Genomic DNA, 1,451 nt, shown 5'->3' on the forward strand with positions numbered 1-1,451 from the left:
ATGGTTGCATTTTTAAAAGACCCTGATGGGTATGAGATTGAGCTACTTTCTAAAAAGTTTTAATGATAATCTTTGCGTGCTGATAGGGCGCACACAATAGTATTAATATCAGCATATTCAAGTTCGCCTCCAACGGGAATCCCGTGTAACAAAATATACAAATGAATCAAAGTGTTTAATTCTTAATGCAACGAATACTCCTGCCCTCGGAGCGCTCAACATTGTGGAACTGTAAATAAATATTGTGGCTACCGCTACCGAAGCCCAAATAACGAGCATACCGATACCACCGACCAATAGGAATAATAGAGCGAGTCCAGTAGTAGCCAACAGCACTAACATTGCCAAGTCCGCCAGTCTGCTTAATGCGACCACCAGCAACTGGTAACTTCAGTACAGAGTTAAAAGCACCTACTGCAGCACTATTAGTCGTATCCCAAATATTTATTTCTGCCTTTAGTTGCGCTTCAGTTGGCACATTAAAACCCGTAGGGCAAATACCGCTACCATCAGTCTTGGCAAGAAATTCACCACGCAAAGCACCATCAACATCACCTGTATTTGGGATTGTCCAATCAAGAGGACCTTCTGGACCAGTTACAGTAATAAAATTTGCATGACCTGGGGTAGTATTTATCGCAAGCGTTGCTGTGGTAGCGGATTTTCTTTTTTGATGTCCATCTGCAGGTCTACCCCATTGGTACAAATCACCATAGGATGCTGGATCGGTAGAGCTGGTTGCCATTTGGCTGGCACCTAGATTTCTATCCATCCATACTTGACCTGTTGACGAAGTAACCTGACTAAATTTAAAAGCATGTGCGGTAGCAGCGACGGGTATGGGGTTACTCAGAGATTCAGCACTACCATTGATGGCTGTTACCACATAATAAACGGTGGCTGCACCACTTAGCGTCATAGTAATACTGGTAGCAGTCGTATCAATGGAAGTGGCTGCTGGACTGTATACCGAAAATTGACTAGGGTCGCTATTGCCTGCTTGTACAAAGGTGGCATCAGTTGTTTGATAAAGCCTATAAGCAGTTGCATCGGTTACCCTAGTCCATGATAGCATTATTTCATTAGGAACACCTGTGGCAACTGCAGTTAATGTTGTAGGGGTCATAAATATCGCTAAACCAACCGTTGCAGTAGCGGTTCGACCCGGTGCGTTGGCGGTGGCTGTTACTGTGTATAAAGTAGCAGCTTTCACCTTAGTTGGGGTGCCACTGATGGCACAAGTTGCACTGTTAATACTCAAGCCAGCTGGCAGTGTAGGCGCTACTGTACAACTGGCAATCGCACCACCTGAATTGCTAAAAGTAATGTCTGTGATGGCAGAACCCATAGCAACTACTTGGTCTGCAGCATTCGAAAGATTAGGGGTTGACATACGTATAATCATAGCACGAAATGCAGCAATCATACCTGCATTGACTGCATTGACTGTG

The 1,451-nt window shown here is 44.3% G+C and carries 2 protein-coding genes; both read right to left on the reverse strand.

Translation table 11 applies throughout. The features are described from left to right. Positions 1 to 59: 59 nt before the first annotated feature. Positions 60 to 170, reverse strand: coding sequence for a hypothetical protein (locus BBROOKSOX_RS12540; protein WP_373896629.1), 111 nt, complete (start codon positions 168 to 170; stop codon positions 60 to 62). A 5-nt stretch (positions 171 to 175) separates the two neighbouring features. Continuing rightward, positions 176 to 1,451, reverse strand: a 1,276-nt coding sequence (locus tag BBROOKSOX_RS10990) for a putative Ig domain-containing protein (RefSeq protein ID WP_218973747.1), incomplete at its 5' end; no start/stop codon positions are given.

The organism is bacterium endosymbiont of Bathymodiolus sp. 5 South, assembly GCF_900128535.1.
GTDB lineage: Bacteria > Pseudomonadota > Gammaproteobacteria > PS1 > Pseudothioglobaceae > Thiodubiliella.